Annotated in this window: 17 protein-coding genes and 1 pseudogene; 3 read left to right on the top strand and 15 right to left on the bottom strand. The window is 42.0% G+C overall.

Annotation, left to right across the window (positions count from 1 at the left end; translation table 11 throughout):
* Positions 1–3 precede the first annotated feature (3 nt).
* From ACQCN2_RS00920 to ACQCN2_RS00855, 14 genes are all read right to left on the bottom strand, one after another.
* A complete protein-coding gene (locus ACQCN2_RS00920; RefSeq protein ID WP_426927003.1) occupies positions 4–885 on the bottom strand; it encodes an ATP-binding protein in 882 nt (293 codons plus the stop codon).
* Positions 815–1,621, bottom strand: coding sequence for a DnaD domain-containing protein (locus ACQCN2_RS00915; protein WP_426927002.1), 807 nt, complete (start codon positions 1,619–1,621; stop codon positions 815–817). Before ACQCN2_RS00915 ends, ACQCN2_RS00920 begins: the two co-directional genes overlap by 71 nt.
* 19 nt (positions 1,622–1,640) lie before the next feature.
* The gene (locus ACQCN2_RS00910; RefSeq protein ID WP_426927001.1) at positions 1,641–1,943 is read right to left on the bottom strand and encodes an HNH endonuclease; all 303 of its coding nucleotides are present in this window, start codon (positions 1,941–1,943) and stop codon (positions 1,641–1,643) included.
* A 4-nt stretch (positions 1,944–1,947) separates the two neighbouring features.
* Positions 1,948–2,391 carry a single-stranded DNA-binding protein gene (locus ACQCN2_RS00905; protein ID WP_426927000.1) on the bottom strand — a complete coding sequence of 148 codons (444 nt, stop codon included), beginning with the start codon at positions 2,389–2,391 and terminating at the stop codon, positions 1,948–1,950.
* 11 nt (positions 2,392–2,402) lie between these two features.
* On the bottom strand, positions 2,403–3,215 hold the full coding sequence (locus ACQCN2_RS00900; protein ID WP_426926999.1) for a PD-(D/E)XK nuclease-like domain-containing protein: 813 nt from the start codon (positions 3,213–3,215) through the stop codon (positions 2,403–2,405).
* Positions 3,196–3,957 carry a recombinase RecT gene (locus ACQCN2_RS00895; protein WP_426926998.1) on the bottom strand — a complete coding sequence of 254 codons (762 nt, stop codon included), beginning with the start codon at positions 3,955–3,957 and terminating at the stop codon, positions 3,196–3,198. The genes ACQCN2_RS00900 and ACQCN2_RS00895 overlap by 20 nt, the downstream gene beginning before the upstream one ends.
* 2 nt (positions 3,958–3,959) lie before the next feature.
* Entirely contained in the window at positions 3,960–5,588 is a 1,629-nt protein-coding gene (locus ACQCN2_RS00890) for an AAA family ATPase (RefSeq protein ID WP_426926997.1), read from the bottom strand.
* Between the two features lie 404 nt (positions 5,589–5,992).
* Positions 5,993–6,409, bottom strand: coding sequence for a YopX family protein (locus ACQCN2_RS00885; protein WP_426926996.1), 417 nt, complete (start codon positions 6,407–6,409; stop codon positions 5,993–5,995).
* The gene (locus ACQCN2_RS00880; RefSeq protein ID WP_426926995.1) at positions 6,406–6,624 is read right to left on the bottom strand and encodes a hypothetical protein; all 219 of its coding nucleotides are present in this window, start codon (positions 6,622–6,624) and stop codon (positions 6,406–6,408) included. Before ACQCN2_RS00880 ends, ACQCN2_RS00885 begins: the two co-directional genes overlap by 4 nt.
* Entirely contained in the window at positions 6,605–6,838 is a 234-nt protein-coding gene (locus ACQCN2_RS00875) for a hypothetical protein (protein WP_426926994.1), read from the bottom strand. Before ACQCN2_RS00875 ends, ACQCN2_RS00880 begins: the two co-directional genes overlap by 20 nt.
* Positions 6,835–7,023 (bottom strand): hypothetical protein, encoded by a 189-nt coding sequence (locus tag ACQCN2_RS00870; protein WP_426926993.1) that lies wholly within the window; start codon positions 7,021–7,023, stop codon positions 6,835–6,837. Before ACQCN2_RS00870 ends, ACQCN2_RS00875 begins: the two co-directional genes overlap by 4 nt.
* On the bottom strand, positions 7,020–7,316 hold the full coding sequence (locus ACQCN2_RS00865) for a hypothetical protein (RefSeq protein ID WP_426926992.1): 297 nt from the start codon (positions 7,314–7,316) through the stop codon (positions 7,020–7,022). The genes ACQCN2_RS00870 and ACQCN2_RS00865 overlap by 4 nt, the downstream gene beginning before the upstream one ends.
* Positions 7,317–7,508: 192 nt before the next feature.
* Complete coding sequence (locus ACQCN2_RS00860; protein WP_426926991.1) at positions 7,509–8,276, bottom strand: antA/AntB antirepressor family protein; 768 nt, start codon at positions 8,274–8,276, stop codon at positions 7,509–7,511.
* A 39-nt stretch (positions 8,277–8,315) separates the two neighbouring features.
* Positions 8,316–8,504, bottom strand: coding sequence for a hypothetical protein (locus ACQCN2_RS00855; RefSeq protein WP_426926990.1), 189 nt, complete (start codon positions 8,502–8,504; stop codon positions 8,316–8,318).
* 492 nt (positions 8,505–8,996) lie between these two features.
* Between ACQCN2_RS00855 and ACQCN2_RS00850 the strand changes: the two genes are divergently transcribed.
* The 3 genes and pseudogenes from ACQCN2_RS00850 to ACQCN2_RS00840 all read left to right on the top strand — a co-directional run.
* On the top strand, positions 8,997–9,620 hold the full coding sequence (locus tag ACQCN2_RS00850) for a LexA family protein (RefSeq protein ID WP_426926989.1): 624 nt from the start codon (positions 8,997–8,999) through the stop codon (positions 9,618–9,620).
* Between the two features lie 16 nt (positions 9,621–9,636).
* Complete coding sequence (locus ACQCN2_RS00845) at positions 9,637–11,079, top strand: recombinase family protein (RefSeq protein WP_426926988.1); 1,443 nt, start codon at positions 9,637–9,639, stop codon at positions 11,077–11,079.
* A gap of 21 nt (positions 11,080–11,100) precedes the next feature.
* A pseudogene (locus ACQCN2_RS00840) lies at positions 11,101–11,307 on the top strand (manganese catalase family protein); the annotation flags it as partial.
* A 134-nt stretch (positions 11,308–11,441) separates the two neighbouring features.
* On the opposite strand, the gene ACQCN2_RS00835 reads toward ACQCN2_RS00840, so the two are convergent.
* On the bottom strand, positions 11,442–12,449 hold the full coding sequence (locus ACQCN2_RS00835) for a DL-endopeptidase inhibitor IseA family protein (protein WP_426926987.1): 1,008 nt from the start codon (positions 12,447–12,449) through the stop codon (positions 11,442–11,444).
* Positions 12,450–12,611: the final 162 nt, after the last annotated feature.

Below are 12,611 nucleotides of genomic sequence, written 5' to 3'. Positions count from 1 at the left end.
TTCTCATCCAGCAAATGTGTTTCCGTTGTTTCCGTTTTCTTTCATACGCTTATCGGCTAGTTCTTTCCGATAACTCACAGCCGAATTTTTCACAAATGTGCACATTTCGTAAATCCTGTCCTGCACACGTTCCCGATTCTGTACCATTGTTTCTGTTGCTCCTTGCGGCAGACTCTGGACAAGTTTGCTTGCAGGAACATTCGAGGTAAACACAACTGGTTTTTTATCCTCATACCGCGTATCAATGATTTCATATAGCGTTTGTTCCACCCACTCAGTTGATTTATCTACGCATATATCATCTAGGACGAGTACGTCACATATCCGTATATCCTTCATGATTTGAGTTTGAGAAATCCGTGTTTTCTGGTCGAATGTGTCCCGGATCCTTTGCAGTAGCTTGGTTGCCTTTTCGTATATTACAAAATGTCCTTTTTTTGATAGCGCGTTGACAATTGATCCAGCTAATTTTGTTTTACCGTTTCCAGGTGGCCCGAAAATGTACAATCCTGTATCAGTCTGTTTCGAGAATCCTTCAGCGAATTCTTTAGCTGTATTGAATGCTTGTTCCGACCCTTGCCTCTTCGTAAAATTTTCGAATACGTCATCCTTGAATCGTTCTCCAACCTTCGCCAACGAGAACCGTCTCTCTGCTTCCTTACGTTCTTGGTACTGTTCCATTTCGCGTAACTCTTTCATATGTGACTCAGACTCACACTTGCAAACTGGCTGTACCGTCTTTTTTACTCCCGGGAACAATTCGACTTCTAATTTTGGAACATGGCGTCCACAATGTTGGCAATAGTGTGGAATATCAGTAGGAAACATCTTCGTATTGGCTGAAAGCGCTCCGTTGATCACTTCTAGTACTGGATGCTTGTCCACTAGATCGATCCCCCTTTTGTCGCTCAAATTCTTCTTGCTCTGCTCGTACATCATCAATTGTCTTAATTCCCTTGGCGTACCAATCATTGAGGATACCGCATACGTATGACCATGTTCGCTTGTTCGCTGCTAATGTTCGTTTCATCGCTTCAATCACAATTGTGTCACCTAGAGTCTTACACCATTTTGTTATGTCCTCAGAGATGAATGGACTCATTACACCAAAATTATTTTGATAAAATACGAACGGATTGTCTGCTGCCTCTTTCCCTTCTTCTTCTTTTCCTTTTCTTTTATCTTCTTTTAACTTCTTTTCTTTTAGGCAAGAATCAATCTCTAGTTGATCTCTAACCGAGTTAGAAACATTCTTGGAATCATTCTCGGAATCATTCTCGGAATCGTTCTCTCCCTGATCTGGAATAAGACTCGGTTGAGGTTTATCAACTCTCTGGAACTTTTTCCAGTTAACGAATTTGATATATTTGCTTCCGTTTACTTCGTACTGAATGATCGATCCTATTTTCTCAATGCAATCTATGTCATCCTCAATTTCGCGTGTGCTGAAATCCTCATATGGAAATACAATTGATCTTACGAAAGAAGGATTTCCCCTGAGTTTCCCTTCGTCGTCAGCGTTTGAGAATAGACCGATTAACAGCAATCTTTGTCTAATAGAGAGTTTTGCAACGTCTTCGCTTTGCCAAAAATTTGGGTCAACCATCCGCCTGCGCGCCACGTTTGCACCACCTTGTTACTTACTCATAGAACCTTTTCAAATACTCGCCAATCCGTTCCCTTATTGCTCTATAGCTATGGGCCAACTCGTGGCATCGAATGCACAGCATGACAAGGTTGTTTTCCGTACCTTCCCCAAGCTGCGATCGGTACACATGATGGTGGCACTGTAGGCTGTCTGTACGCCTACATAAGACACATTGTCCGTTATCCCGGTCAAACACCTTGGAATATGTTTGAGGTTTGATTCTACCGCGCTCCTTTCGTTTTGGAACGCGTCGTTTGTGGTTTGGTTTTGGAACAGGATTATGAACGAACTTCATAGTGCTAGAAAGGCAAGTCATCATCTGAGATGTTGATTGGCTTACCTGCATCAGCAAATGGATCGTAGTCATTACCTTTGCTCGCTGGCTTGGATTCACCACTAAAACCTGTATCAAAACCGTTACCGTCATCTTTGGAGCCTAGGAACTGGACATTTTCCGCCACGACTTCGGTTACATATACTTTTTTGCCTTCTTTATTGTCATATGACCTTGATTGAATACGTCCTTCAACAGCAGCTTGCTTTCCCTTTTTTAAATAGTTGGCACATAAGTCGGCCAGCTTACTCCAGGCAACAATATTGATAAAGTCTGCTTCCTGTTGTCCTTCTTGTTTTCTTGATCGATTAACAGCTAGTGTCCAAGTGGTAACAGCCGTTCCGTTCGGTGTATATCTCAACTCAGGATCTCGTACAAGACGACCGATAAGAATCACTCGATTAAGCATGGTGAACCTCCTTAATACAGCGCCAATTCTGCAAAATGTTTTATTCGCTTGATCTTTTTAGTTTCACGGCAAAATTCGCATTTTTCGCAACGGATCGGTTCTTCTTTACCTGACTTAACATCAACCACTCGGTTTATATATTTCCCCACGATCGCCAATCCACTTTCAATTGCATCGAAGTCAAAAAATAAAATCTCGTGGTCAGGTGGATCTTGTTTTGTTACAACGACCATATGAGGCAAAAGCCAGTTATTACGTCCGATTGCTCTCTTCTCGATTTCAGAGTAGACCGCCATTTGTAGGTTATATCCGTAATGGTCAATGAAGTTCTCGTATACTTGCGCTTCTTTATTCCAAAACTTTCCATCTATCTCTTTCAGCGCCTTCAAATCTGCAAATATCCCTACTTCTGGTTGATAGCTGTCGATCATGATTTTCCACTGGATGCCGAATAGTTCCGCTGTCATGATGACTTCTTTACGTCCGGCCAGCGCCTTCATAACTAGCGGATCGTTTTCAAGGACCTCAATCATCTTATTGCAATGTTGAAAATTACTCTTGAGCTGCCCGGCTGTAGCGCCACGACTGCTATATAAATCAGGGTTGTTGGCTTTGAACTCGTCAAGCGACCCCTCGTTCCAACTATGCACATAATGTCCTTCCATAAATGCAGTTAGAGAAGGTTGCTCATATTCTCCTGAAAGTTTAGCCATTGCTCTGGCCTCACACCCTCCAAAAGAGGGCGTGAAGTCCTTAAACTGGCTGACGGACATATAATGCAGATTTGCTTCGCGACTGTAGTAGTTATCCTTGGTTAGCTTCATCGGCTACCACCTCGTATTCTGCTTCAACTACATTCAGAGGGCTTTGTTGGGACGGTTTAGCTTCTTGGTTGAAATCCATGTCAGAAGATTCCTCGAATGCCTGCGCCTGCTCGATCGTATCGAAATCCAATTCAATGTTTTTGCATAGTCGTCGCAAAACAGTTTTCTTGTACATTTCACCAGGACTTTTCGTCCATGCTTGTCCATTCGCTTGCTTAGAATAATTTTTGCGCGTGGCCTCTATTTCTGCTGTTGTCATTACCTCGTAGACAAGACCGCCATCCTCAAAAAGTGCCACTGCGAACGCTCCCAAGACCTTACCGTCATTAAACGGTTGAGGAATAAACTGGATGGTCTGCTGACCGTCTTTTACTTCCTCTTTGAACTCGTCTCCTTCGCGAACGAGTTTTGCATAAATATCCTTCACTGGGCGGACGCTGTACTTCTTGGCTAGCTTCTTTTCGCCCTTGTAGTCCGTTTGAAATTGAACATTTCCACCATATACGATTGCGTAGCATTCTTTATTAAAGAAATCCAAACCCAAGAATGCGCCTTTCAAAAGCGTTCTTGCTACACTCTTAGCGTCACATTTCTCAACGTCCCTCGTGTCTTGCAAAACTGTCATACAATTTTGTAAGAATCGCGTTTTATTGAAACTTTTCGGCATTGCTTCTCGCTTTTCGTCCAGTAGTTTTTCAAGATTGTTATGAATGGAAACCAATTGATTAGATTGATTAGACATAATTAACCCTCCACAATTTCAATGTTCAAATCTTGGCCGTCCACTGTTTCCAGAACGAAGTACTGATAATCATCCTGTTTCGCTGCTTCAATAATCTCCCGTTGGAGGCTACCTAGGTTTTGCCAACCATCCACGCAGATAACTTTCAGTGGTCCTGCTTGTGCCTTAGCAAGCTTGAATGCGAATTCCAAAGACTCACCTTCTGACAGCCCATCGATCAGTGTATCGTTGATTCGAATGCGTCCTTGCTCGTCCACGGATAATCCTTCAACCGGCAATGATGCAGTTTTAAGAAGTTCTTTTGGTAATTCACGAGACGTTTTGATCTTGACTGTCAATTCCGCGCTGCGTTCTTCTTTCGGAGCAAGTTTCTCTCGGATTATGTCGTTCATGCGCTCCCATTCACGTAGATATTCTTTCATGCTGGCTGCATGATCAGCAGCAGCCTTTAAAGGCTCTGAATCAACCCAAACCAAATTTGAAATAACCTCTTGCGCGTTGCCTGATTTTGATTGCTCTGCTGCAATTAGGTTCGCCTCATGATCAGTGATCTTCTCCAAATCTTTCCGTTCATGCTCGTCGATACTAACCAATGTTGCCCGTTTCTCTGCAATTTGTTCCTTATATTCAGATATGAAAACAAGGGATTGTTCAGATGACTGTCTGATTTCTTCACGTGCAGTCTGTTTTTTCACCTGGTATTGAATTTTCAAACGTTCAATTGCTTGTTCAAGTTCATTATCTAACTGAGTAGATGTCTCTAATATCCTGCGTTCCGTATCATCAATAATCGCCTGATCTCTTTGAATGAACTCTTCAAAACGATTGATCTGCGAACGAAGGCTGTCACGTTGCCGGCTGTATTCCAAACGTTTTTCTTCGGCGGCCGTCTCAGCCCTGCGCTTTATATCATCGATTCGCAATGATAAGCCATCAATAACAGACTGAGCTTCACGAAGTCGTTTATTTGACTCTTCTGCATCCGACAAATGTTTATAACAAGATTGGAGGTTGACGTCCTTCCATTCTGTTCCATCGTAGTTAGGTGGCAAATCGCGCTTGATACCTTCGATATTTGCTCGGAGCAGGTTAATTTCACGGTTTATGCTCTCTCGCTCTGCATAGTAACCAGTTTCAATTTGTTTGAGGATTTGCAGAATATGCAATTGATAATCTGCCTCTGGCACTTCTCCAAACCATGCCTTAATGCCATCAACTGTCCAATCGATCTGCAGCATATTGAGAATAATCTCGGTTTGTTCCTTGGCCGTTTTCTGTACAAATTCGATAGGACGGAAAATGTCTCCATTGATGAGTTTACGCAGGAATGCTTCTGTACTTGTAACAGCTTTACTATCGTGTTTAACCTTTAGGTAGTCTGCTTTCTCTGACCGGACTTTTCGTGTCGTCTGTAGACCATCGTCAAGTTCAACAAATAATTCAGCTTCATCAGCATCATGTCGGATAACTTCCGTTCGGCGATTTCGGTTCGTGAAAATCTTTTCCAAAGCTTCGACAAGGCTTGTTTTACCTGTTCCAGAGTCACCAGAAACCTTGTTAATTTTCCCTGGATTAAACAATAACTCTTTGATGCCAAGCCAGTTCTTTATCTCAATCCGTTTAATATGCACGCGTACCCCTCCAAATGAATTCTTATTGATTTTTCGTAACAGAAACGATACGCTTGTTTTATCCGAAACTTGCATAACGTTTCACTTAAGACTCCGTTGGTGCGGGGTCTTATTTCTTTACAAGCAACTGTGTAATTTCGTAGATTGCTGTAAGATGCTGAACAGTTTCTTTCACTGATTGTCCTCCTCTCTTCTTAGTCACGAGGCCGCCGATAGCCCAACCTCTCTACCAGCCGTTACAGCTCCGGTGACTGCGCCACGTTGTGACCTCGTTTATTTTTGGGGTACACGTTGGAGCATGCACCCCATTGCGAAAACCTTTATTAAGATGGATCGCTCCACCCGGGAAAGAACCAACTAATGAAGGGGTAAACCAGTCAGTTCTTTCACGCGAGGAGAAAACCTCACGTAGTTCCAAGAAGATGAGGATCATCGTAAATGTTGCCGATGACTTCTAAGGAACCCCAATCATTCCACATTGGTACAGCGCTGCTACAACGAACCAACTCCCCATATTCGTTGTGTCCGAACACAGTGGCGAAATAAAACGCTGCCCAAGATTCGTGGAACTTCACCACTCCGATAGCGCCATATTTATTTATAGCGACATCACATTTGTAAATTTCCTTGCTGTTCTTATCCATCTGGCCTGTAAATTGCCCTACTGTTTCCGGTCTCACTTGATAAGCAAACGGTAATCCAACACTGTTAGAAATGTAGTGACCTTGCTTTAAATGCCTTACATTTTCATTCAGCACTGCTAAATTTCCGTAGTGCCACCTTCCTTCTATGTCCATGCCGCGAAACTTAACCGCCATCATCCCGTCAGCCTCCTAGCCTGTTCTCGTACTGCATCCCAGTTCTCCACTCTACTCCTGGATGCCCATGAATCTCGGATATACTCCAGCTCCTCGATTACATCCCGTACTACATGGTCTGGAACTCCATCCTCATCAAATGCTGTACCAATCGGCTTGTCCCAAGTTTTCTGAGTCTGATTAACGTATGAAGGAAAATCAAGCAGTTCCTTTTTCATGTTGATCACTACCCAATGCCAGTTTTCTGTTACATAACCTGTAAATAGAGTCTCGTAACTCTTCTTCTTTCTCACGACCATTGTTTAGCCGCATACATAATGGTTTAAGATCAGCTTCCAAAATGTTGTTTTTCTCAACTAGGTTAATTAACTCCCTTTCGATACGCTTTAAATTCCAATCGATAACTGCAATTTCAAGGTCATGATTTTTCAAACTTGTCCACCCCATTTCTGATAGAAGGCTTGTAAACTCATGCGGTGATTTTCATTCACTTGATCGATACTTCCAGAGATTCCGTATCGTTCGAATATTTGAGCCCCAATAACCGATTGCAGAGCCATTTCACGCTCAAAAGTGGCCGTGATTACTTCGCTTAAGAGTGAGTTCACTTTCTTCATAAGGCAGCTACCAACTTTCCGCCCGCCAGGTAAGCCATAAACATTCTGGCCTCTTTAAAAGTCATCCAGCTTTGGTGAACTGTTTCTCCGAACGTACCCTCACCAACAAAGTAATCTTGGTGAAAACGAACCATTACAGCTCCATTCACTACGTAAACATACTTTGTGATGATAAAACTTAGCTCTGTGTAATCCGTGTTTATGATCACAGGAATACGTGAATTGTCCTGATTGGACTTTATATACCGATTCACTTCCTGATCTAGCTTAGGGAATGAAACATGATTGTCCATTTACAACCAATCCTCTCCAGTGGTACAATGACCACAACTGTTATTTCCGATGTGTCCACTAGTTGCCGCTAGTGGGCTTTTTCATTTTTTAGCCATTCTTGAAGTTGTTGTCTTATCTCCCCGGCAGTTCCCTTTAATCCGAACCATTGACCGTTAATTGGTTTTTGAGGGAGTTTCACGATTCACACCCCCTTAAGCAGACTCAACATCAACTCGATACTGAATCGCCATTTCCTTTACTATCGCCAGATAAATCTCTGTCAACCTTGCATCATCAGCAATAACATCCATTTTGCTAACCTTGTCGATCTTGGACTTTGACACACCTTCCAACGCCATCTGTCTTCTCTTATTTGTTAGCCGAATCGATAAATTACATTTTGCTCGATCTTCCAATTTATCGTAGCTTTCGTTTCGTACCTCTTGGTAAGCTCCATGTCCTCCGCGTTCATAAGCAATTTTATTTAACAGTGCCGTTGTCTTTTTCCGCCATTCCGTTGGGTTAAGGCTCATTACTTCAGTGATGTATTCCTGGCGTTTCTCCGTTACATCTATTCGAGACTCGATCAGCGTGAGCCGTCTGGCCTGATCTGCCGCGTGTTTGGCTACAGCAGCAATCATTTCGATCTCGGTTAGCTGAGGGAGTTTCTTGGCTTCCTTCTCCATTTCGATAAAGTACCTTCGCGCCTGCCTGCCTTTCTCGTTGTTCTCCACCATGCTAAGTTCCTTTGCCATTTCAATAGAGAGCGAGTAATCATGACGGGTAACGTTTTGACGTTCGCCAGTTTTGGTGAGCGTTACTTTGAAGTCCGCACCTTCAACGAATCCGTATTTTCGGATTCGTTCTTGAATCCAATCGGTAAACTTTGTTCCTGCTTCCAAAAACTCGTGAAGCTCTCGGCCATCAATCCACATGCCGGTGTCAGTAGATTCGATAGTGATGATCTGTGTTTCGTTCATGTTCATCATCCTTTCTGTATACTTGTCCACTGGCGACTCCTAAGAGCCGCTTGCTGTTTTAAACTCTTTGCTTTCGATTAACTCATACTTATTTCCAGTAATTAATTCCGCAAAAATCAATTTACAACGATCAGGTAAGTCAGTTTCTTTTGGGTCAATCTCAACCTTTTCGCCATTAATGATCATAAAGTGTGATCTTAATCTAAGTTCTGGTTGCTTCTTTCGCATTGAGCATCCCTCCCGCTGAATTAACATATGCTCAAATGTCTGTCCAACTTACCTTGTTTTAGAGAGTACTGTTAAGCACTAGCAACAGTACTCTCAGAAAGTTGTTTTTGATATAATCCGTGAAACTCGGACTCCTTGCCAAAAAAAATATTACTAAACGGTACTTTGTATAGTTCTAAAAGAGATAACATAAGGTCATGTGGGATATTTGAAGAATCAGCTTCATATTTACTCAGGGTATCAATGCACCTTCTAGTCTTCACAGATACTTCTTTTAAAGTAAACCCTCGATTGATTCGAGCTGCTCGTAGTGTTATTTTAAAAATCATCTTGTTTTCACCGCCCTTCTAAAGCAAATGTTAGTCCGAATTTCCCGGATTGTCAACCGAGTTTTTCGGATTTTTTCTTTACAAAAACGCTTTAATCCTATATTATAGGATTAAAATATTATTGAAACGGGGAATTATCGTGGCAAGACGGAGAATAACCGAAGTGGAACAGAAAATAATGCAAGAAATTGCCATTAATTTAAAAAAGATTCTAATCGAAAAAGGCATCACTCAAAAACAAGTTAGCGAGCTAACTGGAGCTTCAACGAGTGCGGTATCGGATTACATAAATGCCAAAACACTTATGGCTCCAAATATCATCCAACTATTTTCAGAAAAGTTAGGTGTTCCTGCTAGTAAAATTTCATCATCACTCGCGCCTGTTGATGGCACAAACAATGATCCATCTATCATTATGCTGCCAGTTGTCGGAAAAATTTCTTGTGGAAACGGTTTGTTTGCTTATGAAGATGTTGAAGGTTATGAGCCAACACCTAAGGATTGGTTAAACGGCGGGGAATATTTTTATCTTCGTGCTAAAGGCAACTCGATGATGGGGGCAAGAATTTTTGAGGGTGATTTACTTTTGATACGTAAGCAGCCAGAAGTAGAAAATGGCGAAATTGCAGCAGTTTTGATCGGAGATGAAGCTGTTCTTAAACGGGTTTTTCGGAATGGAGATACGTTGATTCTCCAATCCGAGAATTCACAATACCCTCCAATCATCTGCCCACCAGCGGATGTGCGTATCCTTGGAAAATTAAAAATGAATGTAATAAAATACTGAAAAGGAAGGATCTATAATGCGAATAGCATCCTATATTCGAGTTAGTACAGATGAACAGGCGGAAAAGGGTAACTCTTTGACAGAGCAAAAAGAACGTCAAATAGCATACTGTATCGCAATGGGATGGGGTAATCCTGAGTTCTTCATTGACGATGGTTACAGTGCAAAAAATTTAAACAGACCAGCTATTCAACAATTGATAAACCGTGTTAAAGAAAATGAATTCGATTTGGTACTTACAACAAAGTTAGATCGGTTTTGCCGTAAACTACTTGATTTGCTTCAGGTAATTGATTTATTTACTCAGCATAACTGTAGCTTCGTTTCAGCTTCGGAAAGCTTTGATACGTCTACAGCGGTTGGACGGATGACGCTACAGTTGCTGGGCACATTTGCAGAGTTTGAACGCGAGAGAATCAGTGAGCGCGTTAAGGATAATATGATGTCACTCGCTAAGAACACAGATAAGGTGTTGGCCATACCTTGTTACGGGTATGACATTGTCGATGGAAAGTATTCGATCATTGACTATGAAGCTGCAAATATACGATTTATGTTTGAATTAGCTGAACAAGGACATGGCCACAGAATGATAGCAAAGGAACTGAATGATCGAGGAATTACAACAAAACGTGGTAAGCTTTGGGATCAGGTTAATGTTAAGCGTCTCATTAACACAGAAACTATTGCTGGTATAATGGTTTACAACAAACGAAAAACACAAAGTGGTAAAACAGTAATGAGAGATAAAAGTGAATGGATAATCAAAGAAAATAATCACCCCTATATAATCCCTCCAGAACAATTTTACAAAGTCCAATCGATCATGCAATCCCGTTCTCGGGCTAATAAACACGCAGAAAGTGAATCCTACCTTCTCACGGGTCTGGTTAAATGCGGGCATTGTGGAAAAAACATGAAGGGACAAACTAGTCGTTATAACAGAGCGAACAAAAGCTATACCTATTATCGGTACATTTGCTCTTCTTATGTTTTGGGTTACGGATGTAAAAGTCATACTGTCCACCGCGATCAACTGGAAAATTTTATTATCGATGAGATTAAAGATTTAGTTAATACTTCGACAAAAAAGCTCCATATAAAGGTTGCAGCTCCTGCCGCTCAAGGAGACGAAATTCAAGAAATTCACTCACAACTTTCTAAAATTGACAAGAGAATGCAAAAACAGATCGAGGCATATGAAAATGACTTAATTTCTGCTGATGATTTAAAACTGGCTCGCAACCGTATAGATGCTGATCGTCAGCGTTTACGCGAGAAGCTTCAAAAACTTGAAAGTAAATCTGGAGATCCAAAAGCAGTGAAAATAAACGCCACAAAATTATTAGATGATATAACTGGTGTAGATCGAATTAAAGCTAAAGCGGCAATTCGTCAAATCGTAGATCGTATCGATATTGAGAACGGTGAAGTTATTGATCTAACTTGGAAACCATAATATGTGCCTCAGTAAACAAATGGTGATCCCATCGCCGATCTATATGAAGATATTGCCGCTGAAGAAAAAGCGCGAGCAACTTATCAATGGCTGATTGATAGTACAGACGACGTCGACTTGCAGGACGGCCTCAAATTCCTTCGTGAACGTGAAATCATCCACTCCCTACGATTCCGTGAGGCTGTAGAGATTTTGAAAGAAGAGCAAGCCAGAAAGAAAGTCTTCTAATCACATAAGCTAAACGCGATATACATGACTCGCCCTCACGTAAACGGTGGGGGTTTATTTGTTCATGATAAAAAACCTAGTACCTGACTGATGGGTACTAGGTTTTCTCAAACCAGAATCTCCGAGGATGCCTATTAGCGAATATTCTGTGGAGTGGTTGCCAATCTCCAGCCAAAGTTGTCAACAAAAACAAAATCTACGGTCTTTGTTTCAACTCCTTGATCACCCACGGGAACCTGAAGGTCTGCTTTTGCCCTCTTGTCTTGTTGGATTAGCTTGATCACCTTGGCTTTGGACCAATCCAACAACGAACCGTAATCACCATCAGGTTGTGCCAATTGTCCGTCTACTTCTAACAACATTTTGCGAGCCAATTGATCATCAAGGTAACTCTTCACGGCTTCCTTGGAGTAAATCGTGCCTAAATAATTGGACAGGTTTTCTTTTGTGCCAATGTCTTCACTCAACCAGCGATACGGTGTTTTCATTCCGCTAGGTTGGAAGCTGGCTTTGCCAGACGAGCCTTTACCTCCAGTGGCAATGTACCAGAATCTGATTTGCGCTTCAGCCACTAGGCCTTTTAGGGTATCCTCATTTAGCTTAGGAGCCAACAAATCCATATTGGTTTTGAATTGCAGAGGTGTGAAGCTGTCGATTAGCCATTTGTAATCACGTTTTTTGATGACAACACTCGCGTTCTCAACGCCCATGAACCCCGTCGATGTGTATTCGGGAATGGATAGCGTATACTCTACGGTCGATTCATCTTTTTCTTTCACATTAACGACACGGTATTCTCTCACCCAAGGAGAGGAGCCCCCCAACAGCCAGTTGTTTTGTGCGAATCGTTGGTATTCACGCTTCTGGGCTTCCGGAGTAAGAAGCGCGAACAAATACGCTCCATTGCGGATGGCATAACTTTTGACAAATAATTCAGCCGCTTTATCCGCGGAGTCGGGCTGAATCGCATATTCGAGTTCGGCAAGTCGCTGTTGATCGCTCTTCTGATCGCCCATTTGAGTTGAGATTGTATGATTGCCTACACTGCCTGAATCCGCCCATGTCCATGCTGGACCAGTGAAGCTAAGCAACATTCCCGCTGCTACCACGCTTGCTGTTACGGAAACGATTCTTCTTTTCATCGGAACTCCTCCATACAAGGAAATAATTTCTATTCATATGACGGAGTTTTCCAATAAAAGTTACAAAAATTATTTTATTTAATTTTCCTTCCATAACGCCTCGAATGGTCCCGCTATTGCAGCTTTTTACCGTTCTTCGTTGTTGTAAACCCTCTGAGAAGT

Source organism: Brevibacillus ginsengisoli (assembly GCF_050113715.1).
GTDB classification, from domain to species: domain Bacteria; phylum Bacillota; class Bacilli; order Brevibacillales; family Brevibacillaceae; genus Brevibacillus_H; species Brevibacillus_H ginsengisoli.
The sequence above is the reverse complement of the archived record's forward strand: the minus strand, read 5'-3'. Positions and strand labels throughout refer to the sequence as shown.